Genomic DNA, 18,985 nt, shown 5'->3' on the forward strand with positions numbered 1-18,985 from the left:
GTCCGTCCCCTGCCCACCCCTCCCAGGGTAGACGGGACGCAGTGGCCGGCGGGCCCGGGGAGGTCCGGCCGCTCGGCCCGGGGAGCGACCGGCCCGGCAGCGGAGGACGGAGGCGGCTCGGGCTCCGCGGAAGACCCGTTCACCACGGCGAACGCAGCGGTCCCGGATGCGGGCGGCTTCGTCCCTGGCGCATGCTGTCTGTGTGACCTCGCACGGCGCGTCCGGCCACGGCTCGGCGAGCGGCATCGGACATCCGTCCGAGAGTGGAGCCGACGACGGGCCGGCTCCGGCTGCGCTGACCTGGGCACTCGCGGAAGCCGCGGTCGAAGCGGTGGAACAGGTCGGCGGCTATGCGGGCGGGGTGTACCTGCGCTCCGGCACTCCGGGACTGCTGCGGCTCGCCGTCCTGGTGGGGCTTCCCGGGCAATTGTTCCGCCCGTGGTGGCGGATGCATGCGAACCGGCCGTTTCCCGTCTCGGAGGTGCACCGCTCGGGGCAGTCCGTCCACCTCGCCGACGTCGAGGAGGCCATGCAGCGCTTTCCCCAACTGGTGGCGAGCCTGCCGTTCCCCTTCGCCTCGCTGTACTCGCCCGTGGTCGCGGGCCGGGAACGCTTCGGCGTGCTCATGGTGCTGCGGGCGCCGAGTCCCGGGATGCCGGTGAACGCGCGGGACCGAAGGCGAATGACCCAGGACGGGCTCCGTCTGGGCGAGGCTCTGGCCGGGCTCGTCCAGCAGGGCACCGAGGTCGAGTGGCCGGGTGATCCGGTGTGCGTGCAGCTGCCGATCGCCTCGGGCCCGCCGGTCCGCTTCGGTTCCTTCGCCTGGGACCTGGGCACTGGCACGGTCACCCTGGACGACGGGATCCTCGCCGTCCTCGGAACGGAGGTCTCGTCGCCCTGCTCCATCGAGACGCTGACGTCGCTGCTCCATCCCGAGGACGGGTACGCCCTGTGGGCGGCCGCCCGGCAGGCCACGGAGGCCGGGGGACGGCCATCGGTGCGGCGGATCCGGCTGAAGGGCCCGGACGGCGGCCTCCACCTGCTCGAGGTGTCCGCGCGGGCGCGGCGAAACCCGCCGGGGACGGGCCCGCCCGGCGGCGGGCGGCTCGAAGGCACGCTCGTGGACCTCGGTACGGGACTGATCGGCTCGGACGCCACGGACCGTCTGCCGCGGGCGATCCTGGCGGCCGATCGGCTCGGCCGCATCACCTACGTCAACGAGCGGACGGAAAGCCTGCTCGGCCGGCCGCGCAGGGCCCTGGCGGGACGGCCGCTCTGGGAGGCACTGCCCTGGTTCGCCCACCCCTTCCACGAGGAACAGCTGCGCGCGGCCCTGCTCTCCACGGAACCCGTGCGGTTCATGGCCCGCCCGGAACGCGGCCCATGGCTGTCGGTCTCGCTGCACCCCGGGCGGGACGGGGTGACGCTGGTGCTGGTTCCCGAGGAGGGCCCCGCTCCGGTTGCCCCGCACGCCGTCCGGGGCGCACGGGAGGGCGACGTACTGGCGGAGCCCGACGACCAGGCGGCGGCCCTGTACCGGCCGGTGGCCCTGGCGATCGCGCTCTCCGAGGCGGTGACGGCACGCCAGGTTTCGGCGGTGGTGACGGAGGAGTTGTTGCCCGCGTTCGGCGGTCGGCAGCTGGCGATCTACCTGCTGAGCGACCGGCGCCTCTACCTGGCCTGGGAGACGGGTTTCCCCCCGGGCTTCCTCGAACCCTTCGACGGGGTGGCCCTGGACGCCCGGCTGCCGGGCGTGGAGACGCTGACGAGCGGCAGGCCGCTCTTCTTCGAATCGATGGACAAGCTCGGCGAGACGTACCCGGGGCTGCCGTTGGACGCGGACTCGGGGGCGCGGGCGTTCCTGCCGCTGATCGCGTCCGGCCGGCCGGTGGGCTCCTGCATCCTCGGCTTCGACGCCCCGCGCGGGTTCAGCCCTGAGGAGCGGACCGTCCTCACCGCGCTCGCCGGACTGATCGCACAGGCCTTGGAGCGGGCCCAGCGGTACGACACGGAGGCGGCGGTGGCACGCGGTCTGCAGGACGCACTGCTGCCGCACCGGCTGCTGGTACGGGACGGGGTGGACACGGTGGGCCGGTACCTGCCGGGCACTGCGGGCATGGATGTGGGCGGAGACTGGTACGACGTGATCGAGACCGACCACGGGCGGCTCGCCCTGGTGATCGGCGACGTGCAGGGGCACGGCGTGGCGGCGGCGGCCACGATGGGGCAACTGCGCAGTGCGGTCCGGGCGTTCGCACTGGGCGGCCACCGGCCGCAGGACGTCATGCGGGGCACCAACCGGCTCCTGATCGATCTGGATCCGGGGCAGTTCGCGAGCTGCTGCTACGTACTGCTCGATCCGGAGACGGGGGACGCGCGGGCGGTGCGGGCCGGGCACCCCCAGCCACTGCTGCGACGGCCCGACGGGACGACGGAGTCGGTGGAGTTGGCGGGCGGGATGGTCCTGGGGGTCGACGTCCGGGCCTCGTACCCGGTGACACGGCTGCACTTGCCCCCCGGGGCCGTGCTCGCGCTGTTCACGGACGGCCTGGTGGAGCAGCCGGGCAGAGACATCGACGAGGGGATCGAGCGGTTGAGCCGGGCGTTCGCAGCCGCCGGCTCACTGCCCCTGGGCGAGACGGCCGATCGGCTGATCCGGGATGCGCGGGCGGCCACGTCCCGGCCGGACGACATCGCGCTGCTCCTCGCTTCGCGGTGGGAGGAGACGGGCTGAGCGGCCCCGGAACGGAACGGCGGCGGGCGGGCGACGGACGGGGCGATCGCCCGGGAGCGGCCGACCCCTCACCCGGTCGGTCGCGCGGCACTGGTCGGGGGTCGTGGACGCGGAGAGGCTGGGGATGCCGCGCCGATCAGGCCGGACCAGTCAGGGCGCCAGCCCGAGGAGGACACGTGCAGCAGGACAAGCAGCCCGAGTACGGCCCCGTGGTGTTCCGCGACCGCTCGGCGGGGTACGCCTTTCTGACCCGGTCGACCGCGACCAGCGACCGGACCATCGAGTGGGACGACGGGAACACGTATCCCGTGATCGACGTCGAGATCTCTTCCGAGAGCCACCCGTTCTACACGGGCACGGCACGAACCGTGGATTCCGAGGGGCGGATCGCCACGTTCGAGCGCCGCTACGGAAAGGAGGAGTGACCCTTCGGGAGGCAACTCGCACCTTCGTGGAGGCGCCTGCTCCAACCCCCGGGAACGGCGGTCGAGGGCGGCGGGGCGTTCACGCTCCGCCCGCTCTCCCTCTCCGGGGGCACGACCGTGGTCGCGGTGACCGGAGCGGACGGAGGCGTCAGGCGCCTGCTGAGGCAGCGCCGGGCGGGCGACGGGGCGGGGACACGCGTCCGGTGGACTGGGTTCCCCGCCCCGGTCCGGTCGTGAGCGGGGCGCGCCGCCCTCGCTCACCTCGCTGAGGCGATCAGGCCTCGGACTTCACGATGCCGGAGTCGGCGACCTTGATGGCGGCCCGGGTGGCACCGGTGCCGGACCCGAGGGCCTCGATCTTCTTGACCAGGTCCTGGCCCTCGACGACCTCGCCGAAGACCACGTGCTTGCCGTCGAGCCAGCCGGTGACGACCGTGGTGATGAAGAACTGCGAGCCGTTCGTGTTCGGGCCGGCGTTGGCCATCGAGAGCAGGAACGGACGGTCGTGCTTCAGCTTGAAGTTCTCGTCGGCGAACTTCTCGCCGTAGATGCTCTTGCCGCCGGTGCCGTTGCCCCGGGTGAAGTCGCCGCCCTGGAGCATGAAGTCCGGGATGACGCGGTGGAACGGGGAACCGGCGTAGCCGAAGCCGTGCACGCCGGTGGCGAGCTCGCGGAAGTTCTGCGCCGTCTTCGGGACGACGTCGTCGAACAGCTTGAAGGTGATGCGGCCCGCGGGCTCGTCGTTGATGGTGATGTCGAAGTAAACGTTGTCGCTCATGGGGACATCCTGTCATTACTCACGCACGGCGCGCGCACGGGCTGCCTCCTCCCGGGTCATGGCGCGTTCGTGCCGCACGTCCCGTTCGGGGTGCGCGGCACGAACGCGCCGTCCGGGACACGGGGTCAGAGCAGCCCGCCGGCCTGCTGGTTCTGGAGGGCGTCCTCGGCTCCCTGGACGGTGTCGTGGAGGACGTTCGCGGCCTGGTCGTCCTGGAGCAGGCCGGTGGCGCCGCCCAACGGGCCCTCGGCAGCGTTGGCCTGGGGCGGAGGCGTGACGATGGCGGTGACAACGCCTGCGGCGAGGGAGGCGATGGCGAGCATGCTGCGCTTCTTCATGCCCTGGTCAACTACTGAAAGGCCGAGGGGTTACGGCCGGTCCCGAATCCGTCCGGAGTCGTCACCGGCCTTCGTCGCCGGACCCATGCCAGGAGGAGCAACGAGGCGGTGGCCGCGAGGGCGCACCAGGTGGAGACGAACGCGGTGCGCCACAGCAGGACGCAGACGGCCGCTCCGGCTCCGGTGAGCAGGCCGAGGATGCGCAGCAGGCGGTCGCGGGCGAGCAGCAGGGCACCGACGGTGGACAGCAGGTATCCGGCGAGGACCAGCGGTGCCTGCGGTGGGTCGATGGCGTAACGGAGGGTGTGGCCGTGGATCTCGGCCGTCACCGGGCGGGTGGCGAGCAGTCGGGCGAGGAGCACGGCGACCGCGAGGCCGACGGCGAGCGGCGCGAGCAGGCGCGGCCGGTCGGCCGGTCGGGCCGCGGTCAGGACGCCGAGCGGCACCCAGGCGGGCAGCAGGGGAAGGGCGATCGCGGCCCAGGCGAGAACAGCGGGCCCGGTGCCCCCGCCGGCGTGCCAGACGGCCGCTTCCACGAGCTGGTGGACGCCCAGGAGGAGGGGCAGGGACGCCAGCGGCACGTCCCCGGGGCGGCGCACGGAGACGAGGGACACCACGCCGACGGCGCTGATCCCGACGCCCGCCCAGAGGTCTGCGGTCGCGCTCCAGCACATGGAGGATCCTTACCCCCGGGCCTTCCGGATTCCCCGCGTTCCGGAAAACCGTATGGTGGTGAGTGGTGCCTCCGCAGATGAGGCCCGTGCCCCCGGAGCGCGAGAAACAGGGGGACGTCATGCATCACCGTCATGTCCTCGCGGTGGCGGTCACCGGCGTCTTGCTGGTCGCCGGGACCGGTGCCACGGCCCCGGCGGGTGCCGCAGGGACACCGGTGGCGAGGGGCTCGCCCTCGGTCACGGCCCTGGTCGTCGACGCCCGCTGGGGCGGCCACGCCGCCTTTGACCGGCTGGTCATCGACGTCCGGGGCGCGATGCCCCCGGTCACCGTCCACCGGACGCGCACGCTGCACTACGACGGATCGGGCATCCGGGTCCCGCTGGCGGGAAGGCACTTCCTGGAGGTCGTCCTCTCCCCCGCTGCCGCCCATGACGACACCGGGCGGCCGGTCTATCGGGGCCCCCGGTTGCTGACGGTCTCCTTGCCCGCGCTGAAGGGGGTCGCGCTCACCGGTGACTTCGAGGGCGTGGTCACCCTCGCGGCGGCCTTCGACGCCGCGCCCGTGTACAAGACCTTCCGCTTGCACTCCCCGGAGCGGTTCGTCGTCGACATCGCCCATCCGGTGTCCTGCCGGGACTGAGCGCCGGCGGGACACCGGGGCGGTCCCACCGGGGTGCCGCTCAGACCGCGGCGGGACCGGTCTCCACGTACACGGTCGCCCCTGACCTCCGTGCCCGGTCGATCTCGGCAAGGCGGAGGAAGTCACGCGGGGACATCTCCCGCTGCCATTCCTCCAGGGTCTGCAGGCGGTACTCGCTGTGTTCCTCCGGGTCGAGGACGATCCCGGCGACCTGCCCGTCCGTCAGTTCGCCGCCGTCGAAGATGAAGCCGATGTGGTTGGCCGGCCAGTCCTCGCCGCGGTCCGTGACGAAGTGGGTGCCGAGCAGGCGCGGCCGGCCGGCGAAGACGATTCCGGTCTCCTCCCGGCACTCGCGCACCGCGGTTTCCCAAGGGGTCTCCCCCGGGTCCATGTTGCCGCCGGGCCACTGCCACGACTCCGTCGTGTAGGTCGCCTTGAGTTGAAGGGGGCGGCCGGCGGTGTCGGTGAAGTGGAGACAGGCGTAGGCCGTCGCCCTCGGCAGCGTGTCGACGTACTGGGCGGGCGGCAGCCAGGTGTTCGCCATGGGCGACTCCCTTTCGACGGGCCTGATGGGACGTCTCCATCCAAGCGGTCCGGGGCGGGTCGGCCGGTGACTCCCGGACGGATCACCGGATCGTGTGAGCGCCGCCGGGTCCGTCGTCCGGTCGCCGGCCGCGCAGGACCTCGTGCCCGCCGTACGGCACGGGGAGCGGTGGGGCCGCTCATGCGGCGGGGGCGCCCCCGCGGCCCAGACGGCGACGGACGAGGGCCTCGTGGACCAGGCGCCCGACCAGGGCGCCCCCGTACACGACGAAGCCGACTCCGACGAGCCAGGACTGGAGGACGAGCACGGTGCCGAACTGGCCGTAGGTCACGGCGTTGGAGGCGATCAACGGGGAGAAGACGAGCTGCGAGAAGACACGCAGTCCGAGGAGGCCGAACGCGGTGAGCACCGCACCGGGGAGCAGGGCGCGCCAGCGGATGCGCCCGCAGAGCAGGAAGCGCTGTGACCACCAGAAGAAGAGGAAGGTGCCGAGGAGGTCGCCGAGGGCGACGAGGGCGGTGGTGCCCGCCGGGGCGTTCTCGGGCGCGGGGTAGGCGACGAAGAGCAGCAGGGAGGCGATGAGGACGGCGAGCCAGACGACGTGCCGCCACATGGTGTGCCAGCGGGCCGTGGGGAGGTCCCAGGCCCGCTCGTAGCCGGTCTGCACCGCGGATCCGAAGGTGACGCCGAAGGCGGCGAGGGCGGCGAGGCCGAAGGCCGTGGTGCGTTGGAGGGCCTGTCCCGGCTGCCCGAAGAGCTGTTCGACCTCTTCCTGCGAGACCTCGGAGACCCCGAGGCCCTGGATGAGCCAGCGTGCGAAGCCCTGGCCACTGGCGAGGTCGGCTGCGGCGACGACGATGAGCAGGGGCACGAGGGTGAGCAGACTGAGCGCGGCGAAGCCCATGGCGCGGTGCATGAGTTCCATCGCACGGCCGCGGCTCCAGGCCAAACCGACGGGGGAGGCGAGGATCCGGGCGTGGAGCCGTGCGAACCAGTGGCCGTGTTCGGCGGGGGTACCGTCGCGCGGCGGACCGGGTGTGGAGGGCATGCATCGTCAGGTACCCGGCCGGACGGCCGGACACCTCAGGGGTGCGGCCGAACGGGTGGGCGGGGACGGCGGAACCGGTGCGGGTCAGTCGGTGCGGCGCGGGCGGGCGGCCGGTCCGGGGCGGACGGTGACGTCGCGGGGGGTGAGGACGGCCTGCTCGTCGCCCTCGCACTGGACGACGACCCGCACGGGCGACGCACACGCGTGGTGTCGGACGTCGAGGACGGGCCCGTCGGGGTCGCCGGCGTAGGCGTCGCCCCATTGTTTGAGGGCCAGGAGGACGGGCCAGAGGTCGACGCCCTTGCGGGTGAGCCGGTACTCGTGGCGGGTGCGCGCTCCGGGTTCACGGTAGGGCTCGCTGCGCAGGAGACCGGCGGCGACGAGCTTGCGGAGGCGGTCGGCGAGGACGGCTTCGGAGAGGCCGAGGTGGCTGCGGAACTCGTCGTACCGTCGGACGCCGTTGAAGGCCTCGCGAAGGATCAGAAGGTTCCACTTCTCGCCCACGACGTCCAGGGCGCGGCGGACCGGGCAGTTCTCCGTATCCGTCTCCAGCCAGTTCATGCGCCCACTGTAGCCACCTGGCTCTGTCGTTGACAGTCAGCAACCCAGAGGGCTAGCTTCGCCATACAGAGTCAGCAGATGAGCGGAGTGGAGTGGTGATGGCGCGGTCACGTACGGTCGAGTGGGAAGACGCCGAAGCCACCGCGCGGGCCGCGATGTCGATGGCCGGCATCGACTTCCTGCGGGAGATGGTGGCGGGCCGGTTGCCGGGGCCGCCGATCGCGGCCCTGCTCGGCTTCACCCTGGAGGAGGTCGAACCGGGGCGCGCGGTGTTCGTCCTGGAGCCCGGCGAGGAGCACTACAACCCGATCGGGAGCGTGCACGGCGGGGTGTACGCGACGCTCCTCGACTCGGCCGCCGGCTGCGCGGTGCATTCGACGCTGCCGCGGGGGACGGCCTACACCTCGCTCGACCTGTCGACCCGCTTCCTCCGCCCGATCACGATGGACACGGGAAAGATCCGCGCCGTCGGCAGCGTGCTCTCCCAGGGGCGCCGCACGGCGCTGGCCGAGGCGGGGCTGTACGACGCGGAGGACCGCCTCCTCGCCCATGCGACCAGTACGTGCATGGTGTTCCCCGTGTCGTCCTGAGGACCGCCCCGGCGCCACACGGCACCGGGAGCCGGTGACGCACCGGAATCAGCGACGGCCGGTGACCGGGCGGGTACGGGTGCAGCCGTCCGGGACCGTGTCGGGGACGCCGTTCGCCTGGAGGGCCGCGCTCACGAGCGTCGCGAGCAGGTCGATGTCCGAGCCCATGTCCAGGCGGACGGTCACCCAGCCCGATCCGGCCCTCAGCCGAACGGCGCTCGACCCGAGGAGGGCCGGACGCAGCTTCGCGATCATGGCCCGGGTGAGATGGACGTCCGCCTCGTGTTCACCGTGGAAATGGACGATCTCTTGCGTCGCGGTGCCCAGTCCGAGCTCGGCGCCGCAATGGGCGCGGCCGGGGGTCAGCGAGGGCCAGCTCATCAGACGTTCACTGGCATGCCTGGCCGTGTTCATACGAGGAGCGTGCCGGGCACCGGGGCCGTACACAAGCGTCGTGCCGGAAGAATCGTGCCAAGACGCGAAACAGGTCTTCTTCGGGGACTCCATGACCCTCCATCACGGCGAGGCGTGGGGCGCGGGTGACGCTCTGTCACGGCGTGGGACGGAGGCGGACGCGGGCCGCGAGGAGGGCCACGTCGTCCTCCGCGCGGTGCGCATCGAGGCGGCGGAGCACCTCTTCGACGACCTGTTCGGGTCCGGAACCGGCAGGAAGGCGCAGGGAGGCCAGCCGGGCCAGCGAAGCGTCGATGTCCTCGCCCCGGCGTTCGACGAGGCCGTCGGTGAAGATCAAGAGGGTTTCACCGGTCCCGAGGGGGCGCGTGGCCGGTTCGTAGCCCCCCACCCCGGTGCCCAGGGGCGGGCCGACCGGAAGGTCCACGATCTCCGCGGAGCCGTCGGCACCGAAGACCGCGGGCGGCAGGTGGCCGGCGCTGGCGAAGGTCGCCGTACCGCGCGCCGGGTCCACCCGGACGAGCAGGCAGGTGGCGGGACGGCGGGCGTCGTCCTCGGCGACGACGGCGTCGAGGTGGCGCAGGACCCGGTGCGGCGGCAGATCGGTCGCGGCGACGTCGCGGAGCACCGTGCGGTACGCGTTCATGTCCACGGCCGCGTCGAGTCCGTGGCCCATCACGTCGCCGACGACCAGGAGGCTGCGCCCGAAGTGGAGCCGTACGGTCTCGAACCAGTCGCCGCCCACGAGCGCGCGGGGGCCCGCCGGAAGGTAGCCACCCGCGACTTCCAGGTTGGGGTGCGGGCGACCGGGTTCGGCGACCAGGGCGCGTTGGAGGTGGAGCGCGGTGTCTTCGGTGGCGGCGAGGCGGCGGGCGTGGCCGAGGTGCCGGGCGGCAAGTCGGACCGCCTGCCGGAGGACCGCGGTCTCATCGGCGGAGAAGGGGGCGCCGCCCCGACGGATGACGGTCACCCGCCCGAGGGGGTCCTCCCCGCCGACGGCCAGGGGCACGGCGAGTTCCGGCGTGCGGTCCGGGGAAGTCGGGGCGGCAGCAGGGGCGGGAGGAGCGGTTCCCGTGTCGGTCGGTCCCCCACCGGAAGCCGACGGACCCGCCGACGCGACGCGCCGGACCGGGGTGCCCGGTTCGGCGCGCAGGTCGACCGCGACCGTGCCGCGCAGGTGGCGGGCGAGGAAAGCCGCGAGTTCTCGGCACGTCGTCCTCTCGTCGAGCGTCGTACCGATCTCGCCGATGGCCCGTTCCAGGGCCCGCACCCTGATCAGGAGGGCCTCGTCCCCTTCCGACACGGCACCTCCACCCGCGCGAACCTCCGGGCGGCGCACCCGGCCCCTCCATTGCACCAGCGTCCGCCGCCCCTCGCGCGGCACGGACCTGCGCACGACGGTTGTGCGGGGGCGCCCGATCTGATCGAGTACAGCCGAGGCTACCGACCAGTACGACATGTCGATCCGGGGGACAGATGACGACCGAGCCAGCCGTGACGACCGGGTTCTTCGCTTCAGTCGACGAGGTGGCCGAGCGGCTCGCCGCCACCGGCTACCTGGCGTCGCCGGCCGTCGCCACCTCCGTCTTCCTCGCCGACCGCCTGGGCAAGCCGCTGCTCGTCGAAGGTCCGGCGGGCGTCGGCAAGACGGAACTCGCCAAAGCCGTCACCGCGGCCACCGGCGCCCATCTGGTCCGGCTCCAGTGCTACGAGGGGGTCGACGAGTCCCGCGCCCTGTACGAGTGGAACCACGCCAAACAGCTGCTGCGGATCACGGCCGGACGGGGCGAGTCCTGGGACGAGACGCGCACGGACATCTTCGGCGAGGAGTTCCTGCTCCCGCGACCGCTGCTCACCGCGATCCGGTCCGAAGGACCCACGGTGCTGTTGATCGACGAGACCGACAAGGCCGACGTCGAGGTGGAGGGCCTGCTCCTGGAGGTCCTCGGCGACTTCCAGGTGACCGTCCCCGAACTCGGCACGATCAGGGCCACCCGGCGGCCCTTCACGGTGCTCACCTCCAACGCGAGCCGCGAACTGTCCGAGGCGCTGCGCCGGCGTTGCCTCTTCCTGCACATCGGTTTCCCCGAGGAAAAGCTGGAGCGCAGGATCGTCGCGCTCAAGGCGCCCGGTCTCGACGCGGCGCTCGTGGCGTCCGCCGTGCGGGTGGTGGGCGCGCTCCGGGCGATGGACCTGCGGAAGGTGCCGTCCGTCGCGGAGACGATCGACTGGGCCCGCACCCTGCTCGCGCTGGGTGCGGACCGGCTGGACGAGCAGGTCGTGCGGGAGACCCTCGGCGTCCTCCTGAAGCACCGGGAAGACCTCGTCAAGGCGGCGGCCGAACTCGCCCTGGACGCGGTGTGAGTCCGGGGGGCACCGCAGGTCACGCTGCCCCGACCGCAAGGACGCCCGCTGCCGGTGCAGCGGCCGGGGCCGGGGCCTCGGCGCGGCTCACCGGACTGGTGGCGGCATTGCGCGCCCACGGGTTCGGCATCGGGACGGGCGAGACCGTGGACGCGGCGCAGGCCCTCGAAGCGGTCGGCTTCACCGAACGGGCACGGGTCAGGGAGGCACTGGCGGCGACCCTGCTGCACGGGGAAGCCCAGCGCAGGGTCTTCGACCAGGTATTCGACCTGTACTTCCCGCTCGGCCCGGGGGTGGCGGAGGCGTACGGGAACACCGCGGGGGACCTCACATCGCTCCGGGAACGGCTCGCCGAGGCCCTCGTGACCGGTGACGCCGCCGCACTCGACCGACTGGCCGCCGAGGCGGTGGCAGGTTTCGGAGGCTACGGCTCCGGTCCGGAGTCGGACGGCTGGTCCTCCCACCAGACGTTGTCCCGGCTGCGGCCCGAAACCCTGCTCGCCGGGGTCCGCGACCGACTGCGGACAGCGCCCCCGGACCAGGATCCCGAGTTCACCGAGCGGCTGCTCGACGATGAGATACGGCGGCGGATCGAAGCCTTCCGCGAGCGGGTGCGCAGCGAGGCCCGCCGGCGCGTCGCCGAGCGGCGGGGGCGGGAGGCGGTCGCACGCCGGGCGGTCGCGGCGACGCCCGACCGCGTGGACTTCCTGTTGGCCGGCCGGGCACAGCTGGACGAGTTGCGCCGCACGGTTCGGCCGCTGGCGCGGAAACTGGCCACCCGGCTCGCGGCCCGGCGGAGACGGGCGGCACGCGGCACGATCGACCTGCGACGCACGCTGCGCGGCTCGCTGTCGACGGGAGGCGTCCCGGTGCACCCGGTGCTGCGCCGACGCCGACCGCGGCGCCCCGAACTGGTCCTGCTCTGCGACGTCTCGGGGTCGGTGGCGGGCTTCGCCCAGTTCACGATGTTGCTGGTGCAGGCCCTGCAGGAGCAGTTCGGTCGGGTGCGGGTCTTCGCCTTCGTCAACCGGGTCGACGAGGTGACCGACCTGGTCTCGCGGAGCGCGGCCGATCCGGCGGGTCTCGGCGACCTCGTCCTCGCGGAGGCACGGCTGACCGGCTGGCACGGACAGAGCGACTACGGCGCCGCGCTCGGGGAGTTCGCCGAGCGGTACGCGAAGGTGGTCGGTCCGCGCACCGTGGTCTTCGTCCTCGGAGACGCCCGCACCAACGGTTCCGACCCGAACCCCGCAGCGCTCCGGAGCATCGCGGACCGGGCCCGCCGGGTCCACTGGCTCAATCCGGAGCAGCCTTCGCTCTGGGGCACCGGCGACTCGGCGGCCCCGGTCTATGCCGCGCTCGTGGAGATGCGTGCCTGCCGCAACGCCCGGCAGTTGGAGGCGCTGATCGGCCGGCTCCTGCCGGTGTGACGGGAATCCCACGGGGACGGCGGCGGGCGGTGGGACGGCCTTCCCCGTGGCGCGACCGCTCCGTTGAACGCCGGAGTCGACGGCCGTCCCGACATCGGTCTCTTTCGGGACGGGAACGCGACGACCGGGACGAGCCCGCCCGGTTGTACGACGGGAGGGTCCTCGAACTAGCGTGGCCCCCATGGAACTCTTGGGAGAGATCACGGCCGGCCGTCCACTGCTCGTCCTCGCCGTCAAGGAGGAGGCGCAGTTCCTCGACACGGACCTGCCCGTGCTGTTGACCGGCATGGGCAAGGTGAACGCCGCGACCGCGCTCGCGACCGCGCTGGGCAGGGGGCCGCGGCCGTCCGGGGTCGTGAACCTGGGGACGGCGGGGGCGCTCAGGTCGGGCTGGACCGGGACGCACGTCGTCGGCACGGTCGTGCAGCACGACCTGGACGGCGAACTGCTCGCCACCTTGACCGGTGAGACGTACGGCGCCCCCCTGGTGCTGCCGGACGGCGGCGACGTGGTCCTGGCCACCGGGGACGCCTTCATCTCGGACGAAGCGGCGCGGGCACGGCTCGCCGAGCGGGCACCACTGGTCGACATGGAGGGGTACGCGCTGGCGACCGCAGCCGAGCTGGCCGGAGTACCGCTGCGGATCGTGAAGCACGTCAGCGACGAGGCGGGCGACGGTGCCGCACGCACCTGGCGCGAATCGGTCGCGGAGTGCGCACGGGCCCTGGCGGACTGGGCGGAGGCGAACACCCCCTACCGCTCGTGAACCGTCCGGGTCCGTCTCGACGGGACGGACCTGGGGGGCCGGGCAGCCGGCGGCGCCCCCTCGGACGCCGGGAGCGGGTCGTGCGGCCCCTGCCGGAGGGGCCGGATCCGAATCGGACCGCCCCGCGGGCACGCCCCCTCGCGGTGGCGACGAGGACGCACCGGGAAGCCCGACTCCGTGCGGCCGCACGGCCGTCAGCCCAACGGTATTTCCAGGAAGGCCGGTCCGTCCGCCGGAGAGCTGACGACGGTCTGGGTCCAGGTGACGGAGGCGTCCCCGTACAAGGGGTCCTTGCTGTCGACGACCAGCATCAGACGGTGCCCGGCGGCGAGGTCGTACGCAGCGGCCTGGAGCCGCCAGGTCACGGTGCGGTCCTGATCGGGCATCAGTCCGTACGCGTTGAGCGGCTCGTGGGTGATGATCCGGGCGGTGTCGTCTTCGGCGACGTCCAGGAGGTAGGCGTAGAGGCTGGCGGAGGCGGCCGTGGAGCGGACCGTGAGGCGCAGCCGCGGAACGCCCCGGATGCGGCGACCGGCACTTCCCCCGTCGGGCGGGGCGGAGACCGGAGTGGTGGTCCAGACGACGGCGTGCCGGCGGTCGATCTTGCGGGTGTCGTAGGTCTTGGGGTTGCCGGCCCACTCCGCCCGCCCGGTCCTCATCAACCCGTCCATGGCGGTGGCCTCGGTGTCCACCCCGGCGAGGAACCCGCGGCGCCAGCCGATGACCTCCGAGGGGCCGGTCGCCTCTCCTGCGGGGAGGAGCAGGCCGTCGACGCCGTTCGTGCCGTCGCCGGTGAGGCCGAGGACCTCGATGCCGGTGGTGACCCGGCTCCAGACCGGCCGGCACTCGCGGACCGCCTGCTCGACGATCCGGTGCTCGCCGGTCGGCTCCCCCGTGTCGGGGTCGAGGACGGGTTGGGTGACGTAGGTGAACATCACCTGGTTGCAGACCTGGTCCCAGTCCTCCACCCCGTTGCGCTCGCCCTTGAGGTGGTGGTCGAGCCAGGCGTACGCCTCGGACAGCGGGAGGTTGGCCCCACCGGGCTCGGTACCGATGAGCCCCGGCCCCTCGGGGGCGGCGTGGTCACCGATCCACAGGTTGATCCGCTTGGGCACGTCCAGGCCGTTGAAGGTGTCGAGGAGCTGGTTGACGGCGAAGAGCCCTTCGTGCCAGGTGTTGGAGAAGAAGGTGGGCGTCTCGTTCTCGTTGGTGAGGTGGAGGTAGGACTCTGGGGCGCGCAGCCGCCCCCACTCGACGACCTTCTGCGGGTTCCGGTCGGCCAGGAAGTCGGCCAGGACCTCCTGGTCGGCGGGGGTGAACTTGGTCTCCACGGGCCCGCCGGTGAGGGCGAGGAGCGCCTTGACGGCCATGAGGTGACGGGTGTCGTGGTCGTAGAGGCTGGTGGCGAGGTTGCCCCAGGTGCTGAGGGCGACGACGGCGGCGACCCGGTCGTCGTGGGCGGCGACGAGCTGGCTGATGCCGGACCCGTAGGACTCGCCGAGGAATCCTATGGATCCGGGGGCGAGGTATTCCTGGGCGAAGTCGATGACGGCGGAGCCGTCGGCCCAGTCGTGGGGGCCCGCAACGTCGACGAAGCCCTCGGAGGTGGACGGCAGTCCGGGGGTCCCGAGGCCTCGGGGCGTGTAGGCCAAGACGTGGTAACCCCGGCGGGCGAGGTCGAGGTACGCCCAGAGGAACAGGGGCCAGCCGAAGGGGGTCCAGCCGGCCGGCACGACGACCAGTGGGTGCGGACCGGGGGAGGTCTGTCGGAGGCTGAGGGCGGAGAGCCGGACGCCGTCCGGGGCCTCGATGCGGTGGTACGCGGGCAGGGTCAGCCCGCGTACCTCTTCGACGCGCGCGGCGAGTTCGGCGGGGAGCAGGGATGCGGGGCCGGCGTCGCCGTTTCCGCTGAGCAGGGCGGTGGTGAGGGTCTGGCCGAGCCTGACGACGTCGGGGTCGACGGCCCCGTCGGCCGCCCAGAGGCCGCGTCCTGCGATGCGTGCGACCTCGACGGCGGTGAGCCCCGGCGTGACGCCCGGGAAGCCGGGGAATTCTTCGGACGTTCCATTGGCGAAGGGGTGATCCTGGAGCACGTGCACCCGTTCCTCTCGACTGGGTTGCCGGCCGTCCACACGGCGGACGGTCGCAAGCCTCACGTACCGGGAACGGAGCGACCAGAGCGCACGAACGGCGCACGGGACGCGCAACCGGGTGGCAACGGCACAAGCCGACCCCGGCACTTCGGGTGACCGGCCACCCGGCCGGCGCGGAGGGAGCACGTGCGGGGGTGGCTCCGACCACTGCCGACCCGGCGTGGCCCGGGGCGCGTCATCCCGCTCGACCGCGCCCCGGCCGGGAGGGTTCGGGCGGGCGCACCACGACGAGGGCGGCGACGTCGTCGTCGAGGCCGTCCGCACCGTAGGCGGCGAGGTCACGGTGGAGGAGCGCGGGCAGTTCCGCCGCCGGCGCACCGGCCCAGCCGCGCAGGCGGAGCTCCAGCGGGTAGAAGGTGCCGGTCTTGTCGCGGGTCTCGCTGACGCCGTCGGTGTAGAGGAGCAGACGGTCCCCCGGCCCGAAGGGGAGCTCCTCGACCCGGTGGTGGTTCTCGGCGAGGCCCGCGAGGTTCACGGGCAGCGACGGGTCGGCGAAGCGCACGGGCTCGACCCCGGTCGGGCGCTGGAGCAGCGGGGCCGGATGACCGCAGCTGAGGAGTCGCACGACGTCCTGGCCGTCGGGGAGTTCCACCAGGACGACGGTGGCGAAGCGTTCGGCGGCGTCCGAGTCGGGGTCCCAGGCGCTGTAGCGGGCGAGGCCCTCGTCGAGCCGGTCCGCGAGGGCGGGGAGGTCGGGTGCGTCGTTGACGGCGGCGCGGAAGGATCCGAGCAGGACGGAGGCGGTCTCGACGGCGCCGAGGCCCTTGCCCTGGACGTCGCCGAGCATGACCCGTACGGAGCCGGGGACCTTGACCGCCTCGTAGAAGTCCCCGCCGATCCTCGCCTTGGCCGCGGCGGCGACGTACAGCAGGTGCAGTTCGAAGCGGCCGAGGCGTTCGGGCAGCGGGCGCAGGACGACTCGCTGCACGACCTCGGCGACGGCGGTGACCTCGCGCAGGTCCTGCTCGTAGCGGGTCCTGGCCCGGCTGACCCAGACCGAGGCGATGATCACAGCGGCGATGACCGCCTCGTTGGCGAGGAGTTCGTAAACGGGGTCCCGGTCCCGGTCGAGGCCGAGGAGGACGCGGGCGCCCATGGCCACCAGCCCGATGGCGACGGTCCCCCGCACGCTCCAGGCAACGGCGGCGAGTGCGGGGGCGGCGACGAGAAGGCGGTCGAACCTCTCTCGGTCGGGAGTCGCGAGATCGGCGACGACCGTCAGGACCAGGACCAGGAAGGGCAGCGCACGACCGAGGTTGAGCTGGGTGCGGGCCGCCGTGCCGGGAGGGCGGCGTTGACCGGCTGCGGGCATCTCATGATCGTACGCAGGGCCGCCGGCCGGTCCCGGGTGTCGTCGGCTCCGGGCGTGTCCCCTCGCGGTCCGTGCCGTGGGGCAGGAGGAGTACGGCCGGGAGGGCGAGCGTGGCAATCACCCCGAGGGCGGGGAGGGCCATGCCCCGGACCGGCACGAAGCCGCCGTCCGGCGCGAGGGTGAGGAGGAGCGCCGGTCCGACGTTCATCGCGGTCTGTTGGAGGCCGCCGGCGACACCCGCACGGGCCTCGGGGGCGTGGTGCACGACGACGGAGGTCGCGGTGCCCATGAGCGTGGCGAATCCGGCTCCGAGAAGTGCGGAACGACCACCGACCGCGGCCGTGCGGGTGGGAGGAGCGCCCCGCACCCGCCCTGGAGCACGCGCCATGCGGTCACGGCACCGACGTCGGGAGCCAGGGCCATGCCGGTGGAGGTGACGGCGAAGCCGAAGGCTCCGAGGGCGAAGACCCGCGCGTGGCCGTAGTGGTCGCCGAGGCGGCCCGCGAAGACCAGGAGGCCCGCAACGGCGACGAGGCATCCGGTGCTGGTCCACTGCACCTGTCCGACGTGGGCGTGCAGGTCCCGCCGGAGTGCCGGTCGGACGATGGTGAGAACGGTCCCGTCGAGCGCCACGACCGCGGCGCCCACGACGCTGCAGAGGAGGGTGCGGTTCACACGGCGGCCTCCGGGGGGCCGAGGTGGGCGTCGAGCACGGCCGCCAGGAGGGCCTCGGGGTCGTCGCGTCCGGTGGCGAGGCCGAGGCTGCCCCCGTGCCGGAGCTGGACCAGGCCGTGCAGGTTGGCCCAGAGCGCACCGGCGCGGGCGGCGGGGTCGCCCCCCGGGTGCACCCGGGCGACGAGCCCGACGAGGCGGGCGAAGAGGGGCAGGCTGGTCTCCCGCAGCCCGAGCCGACCGCTCTCCAGGAGGTCGTGCCGGAACATCAGCTCGTACATCCCGCGCCGGGTGGCGGCGAAGTCGACGTAGACGCGGGCGAGCCCTTCGATCCTCTCGCGCGCCGTGGCGGTCTCGGGATCCTCCTCGGTGATGCGCGCGGCCAGTTCGTCGAGGCCCTGCCGGGCGACGGCGGACAGCAGGTCCAGGTGGGTGGGGAAGTACCGGCGGGGTGCTCCGTGGGAGACGCCTGCCCGGCGGGCGATCTCGCGCAGCGAGAGGGTGTGGGCTCCCTCGTCGTTGACCAGCTCGACTCCCGCACGGACCAACCGGGAGCGGAGTCCGCCCTCGGGATCTGCCGTCTGAGGGGCTTGGGGTGTTCCTTCCGCATCATGCACGGGGGCTGCCTATCACAATGGAGTAGACACTGTCTACTCCATTGTGCGCCCCTTCCGCTACACTGGGCGACAGCGAAGGGGAGTAGCCCTGCGAACCGGTCGTCGACACACTGGAGCCTTCGGGTTCCCGGTGACCGGGTCCGCGCACGATGCGGACGGGCGAGACCTTCGGCCAGGCAACACCGTGCCCGCATGCCCGTGGGCGCGGTCCGTCATGCCGGGCCGAGTGGTCCTCCCGTCGCCCGTCGAGGTGCCGAGCGGAGCCGCGGGGCCCGGACCGAGCAGAGAGCCCCGGTATGCACCTCGACCCCTTGGCGATCCTCACCGCCTTCGGGCTGATCTTCCTCGCCGAACTTCCGGACAAGACGATGTTCGCGTCCCTCGCCATGGGCACGCGCATGCGTCCGCTGTACGTGTGGATCGGCACGTCCACCGCCTTCCTCGCCCACGTCGCCATCGCAGTGGGGGCCGGAAGCCTGCTCGGGCTGCTCCCCGGGTGGAGCGTCAAACTCGTCTCGGCCCTCCTGTTCGGCTTCGGCGCGTTCGTACTGCTGCGCGGCGGGGGCGACGACGACACGGCGGACGAGGGCGGACGGACCGTCACCGGCTTCTGGCCCGTCTTCTCCACCGCCTTCACCGCCGTCTTCATCAGCGAGTGGGGTGACCTGACCCAGATCACCACCGCGAACCTCGCCGCCACCAACGGCACCTGGTCGACGGCCCTCGGCTCCTTCGCCGCGCTGACGACGGTCTCCGCCCTGGCCCTGGTCGCGGGCCGTTTCATCGCCAAGCGGGTCCCGCTCAAGACCGTGCAGCGCATCGGCGGCATCTGCATGGCCGGCCTGGCGATCTGGTCCCTGGTCGAGGTCTTCACCGGCTGACGGGCTCCCGGCCTGCGCATGACCGCCCTCCGGGGTGGTCATGCGC

The 18,985-nt window shown here is 72.9% G+C and carries 21 protein-coding genes; 8 read left to right on the forward strand and 13 right to left on the reverse strand.

Features of this window, described 5'->3' with window-relative positions; translation table 11 throughout:
* Nucleotides 1-166 precede the first annotated feature (166 nt).
* Nucleotides 167-2,734 carry a SpoIIE family protein phosphatase gene (locus ACFW22_RS20050; RefSeq protein ID WP_386406252.1) on the forward strand — a complete coding sequence of 856 codons (2,568 nt, stop codon included), beginning with the start codon at nt 167-169 and terminating at the stop codon, nt 2,732-2,734.
* Nucleotides 2,735-2,910: 176 nt separating this feature from the next.
* The gene (locus ACFW22_RS20055; protein ID WP_386406255.1) at nt 2,911-3,159 is read left to right on the forward strand and encodes a type B 50S ribosomal protein L31; all 249 of its coding nucleotides are present in this window, start codon (nt 2,911-2,913) and stop codon (nt 3,157-3,159) included.
* A 274-nt stretch (nt 3,160-3,433) separates the two neighbouring features.
* Here ACFW22_RS20055 and ACFW22_RS20060 read toward each other — a convergent pair whose 3' ends face one another.
* The 3 genes from ACFW22_RS20060 to ACFW22_RS20070 form a co-directional block, all read right to left on the reverse strand.
* A complete protein-coding gene (locus tag ACFW22_RS20060; RefSeq protein ID WP_384885275.1) occupies nt 3,434-3,937 on the reverse strand; it encodes a peptidylprolyl isomerase in 504 nt (167 codons plus the stop codon).
* Nucleotides 3,938-4,062: 125 nt separating this feature from the next.
* Nucleotides 4,063-4,275 carry a hypothetical protein gene (locus tag ACFW22_RS20065; protein ID WP_386406259.1) on the reverse strand — a complete coding sequence of 71 codons (213 nt, stop codon included), beginning with the start codon at nt 4,273-4,275 and terminating at the stop codon, nt 4,063-4,065.
* 11 nt (nt 4,276-4,286) lie between these two features.
* Nucleotides 4,287-4,949: a DUF6629 family protein gene (locus ACFW22_RS20070; RefSeq protein ID WP_386406262.1), complete on the reverse strand. Its 663-nt coding sequence runs from the start codon at nt 4,947-4,949 to the stop codon at nt 4,287-4,289.
* Nucleotides 4,950-5,068: 119 nt separating this feature from the next.
* Here ACFW22_RS20070 and ACFW22_RS20075 point away from each other — a divergent pair, with 119 nt between their 5' ends.
* Entirely contained in the window at nt 5,069-5,590 is a 522-nt protein-coding gene (locus tag ACFW22_RS20075; RefSeq protein ID WP_386406265.1) for a hypothetical protein, read from the forward strand.
* Between the two features lie 40 nt (nt 5,591-5,630).
* Here ACFW22_RS20075 and ACFW22_RS20080 read toward each other — a convergent pair whose 3' ends face one another.
* From ACFW22_RS20080 to ACFW22_RS20090, 3 genes are all read right to left on the reverse strand, one after another.
* Entirely contained in the window at nt 5,631-6,134 is a 504-nt protein-coding gene (locus tag ACFW22_RS20080) for an NUDIX domain-containing protein (protein ID WP_386406268.1), read from the reverse strand.
* Between the two features lie 178 nt (nt 6,135-6,312).
* Nucleotides 6,313-7,182: a YhjD/YihY/BrkB family envelope integrity protein gene (locus ACFW22_RS20085; RefSeq protein ID WP_386406271.1), complete on the reverse strand. Its 870-nt coding sequence runs from the start codon at nt 7,180-7,182 to the stop codon at nt 6,313-6,315.
* An 84-nt stretch (nt 7,183-7,266) separates the two neighbouring features.
* Nucleotides 7,267-7,743, reverse strand: coding sequence for a winged helix-turn-helix transcriptional regulator (locus ACFW22_RS20090; protein ID WP_384876250.1), 477 nt, complete (start codon nt 7,741-7,743; stop codon nt 7,267-7,269).
* Between the two features lie 98 nt (nt 7,744-7,841).
* On the opposite strand from ACFW22_RS20090, the gene ACFW22_RS20095 reads away from it, so the two are divergent.
* Nucleotides 7,842-8,333, forward strand: coding sequence for a PaaI family thioesterase (locus ACFW22_RS20095; protein ID WP_386406275.1), 492 nt, complete (start codon nt 7,842-7,844; stop codon nt 8,331-8,333).
* A gap of 48 nt (nt 8,334-8,381) precedes the next feature.
* On the opposite strand, the gene ACFW22_RS20100 is transcribed toward ACFW22_RS20095, so the two are convergent.
* On the reverse strand, nt 8,382-8,747 hold the full coding sequence (locus tag ACFW22_RS20100; protein WP_386406278.1) for a luciferase family protein: 366 nt from the start codon (nt 8,745-8,747) through the stop codon (nt 8,382-8,384).
* Nucleotides 8,748-8,883: 136 nt separating this feature from the next.
* Nucleotides 8,884-10,047 (reverse strand): PP2C family protein-serine/threonine phosphatase, encoded by a 1,164-nt coding sequence (locus ACFW22_RS20105; protein WP_386406281.1) that lies wholly within the window; start codon nt 10,045-10,047, stop codon nt 8,884-8,886.
* A gap of 173 nt (nt 10,048-10,220) precedes the next feature.
* On the opposite strand from ACFW22_RS20105, the gene ACFW22_RS20110 reads away from it, so the two are divergent.
* From ACFW22_RS20110 to ACFW22_RS20120, 3 genes are all read left to right on the forward strand, one after another.
* Nucleotides 10,221-11,108 carry an AAA family ATPase gene (locus ACFW22_RS20110; RefSeq protein WP_386406284.1) on the forward strand — a complete coding sequence of 296 codons (888 nt, stop codon included), beginning with the start codon at nt 10,221-10,223 and terminating at the stop codon, nt 11,106-11,108.
* Nucleotides 11,109-11,206: 98 nt separating this feature from the next.
* Nucleotides 11,207-12,538 carry a VWA domain-containing protein gene (locus ACFW22_RS20115; RefSeq protein WP_386406287.1) on the forward strand — a complete coding sequence of 444 codons (1,332 nt, stop codon included), beginning with the start codon at nt 11,207-11,209 and terminating at the stop codon, nt 12,536-12,538.
* Nucleotides 12,539-12,719: 181 nt separating this feature from the next.
* The gene (locus ACFW22_RS20120) at nt 12,720-13,304 is read left to right on the forward strand and encodes a nucleosidase (RefSeq protein ID WP_386406290.1); all 585 of its coding nucleotides are present in this window, start codon (nt 12,720-12,722) and stop codon (nt 13,302-13,304) included.
* 194 nt (nt 13,305-13,498) lie between these two features.
* On the opposite strand, the gene ACFW22_RS20125 is transcribed toward ACFW22_RS20120, so the two are convergent.
* The 5 genes from ACFW22_RS20125 to ACFW22_RS20145 all read right to left on the reverse strand — a co-directional run bounded on the left by ACFW22_RS20125 (nt 13,499) and on the right by ACFW22_RS20145 (nt 18,058).
* On the reverse strand, nt 13,499-15,397 hold the full coding sequence (locus tag ACFW22_RS20125) for an alpha/beta fold hydrolase (protein WP_386406293.1): 1,899 nt from the start codon (nt 15,395-15,397) through the stop codon (nt 13,499-13,501).
* 235 nt (nt 15,398-15,632) lie between these two features.
* Complete coding sequence (locus ACFW22_RS20130; protein WP_386406296.1) at nt 15,633-16,769, reverse strand: PP2C family protein-serine/threonine phosphatase; 1,137 nt, start codon at nt 16,767-16,769, stop codon at nt 15,633-15,635.
* 1 nt (nt 16,770) lies between these two features.
* Complete coding sequence (locus ACFW22_RS20135; RefSeq protein WP_386406299.1) at nt 16,771-16,977, reverse strand: hypothetical protein; 207 nt, start codon at nt 16,975-16,977, stop codon at nt 16,771-16,773.
* Entirely contained in the window at nt 16,974-17,444 is a 471-nt protein-coding gene (locus ACFW22_RS20140) for an MFS transporter (RefSeq protein ID WP_386406302.1), read from the reverse strand. Before ACFW22_RS20140 ends, ACFW22_RS20135 begins: the two co-directional genes overlap by 4 nt.
* Nucleotides 17,441-18,058, reverse strand: a complete 618-nt coding sequence (locus tag ACFW22_RS20145) for a TetR/AcrR family transcriptional regulator (RefSeq protein ID WP_386406305.1) — start codon at nt 18,056-18,058, stop codon at nt 17,441-17,443. The genes ACFW22_RS20140 and ACFW22_RS20145 overlap by 4 nt, the downstream gene beginning before the upstream one ends.
* Nucleotides 18,059-18,354: 296 nt before the next feature.
* On the opposite strand from ACFW22_RS20145, the gene ACFW22_RS20150 reads away from it, so the two are divergent.
* Complete coding sequence (locus ACFW22_RS20150) at nt 18,355-18,939, forward strand: TMEM165/GDT1 family protein (protein ID WP_386406308.1); 585 nt, start codon at nt 18,355-18,357, stop codon at nt 18,937-18,939.
* The last annotated feature ends 46 nt before the right edge of the window (nt 18,940-18,985 follow it).

Source organism: Streptomyces sp. NPDC058872 (genome assembly GCF_042743065.1).
Taxonomy (GTDB): domain Bacteria; phylum Actinomycetota; class Actinomycetes; order Streptomycetales; family Streptomycetaceae; genus Streptomyces.